The 238-nt window shown below is 64.7% G+C and carries 1 protein-coding gene; it reads right to left on the bottom strand.

The window, feature by feature from the left end; all coding sequences use genetic code 11:
- Positions 1–238 (bottom strand): hypothetical protein (locus ACPYOJ_RS36695; RefSeq protein WP_481420589.1); only part of this gene is annotated, 238 nt, incomplete at both ends.

Here is a 238-nt window from a genome sequence, read left to right as displayed (position 1 = left end):
TCATCCTCCTGACGAATCTGCGGATCTTCCATCCAGTACGGGATCACGGTGCCGCCTTCGTTGACGTCGATCGCGGTGTGCTCGGTATGCTTTTCGCCGGGCGCGCCCGGGTCGCGGCCCGGATTGTGCTGGCCGAACCAGGCCTTCCGGCGGAAGGGTTCCTTGGAGACGCTGAAGTGCTGGTGATACCAGCGCGTGCCGCCGGGAGCAGCCGTGACCATGCCATACTGGCCGTAGT

The organism is Rhizobium sp. SVR5-9E (assembly GCF_056755095.1).
The sequence above is the reverse complement of the archived record's forward strand: the minus strand, read 5'-3'. Positions and strand labels throughout refer to the sequence as shown.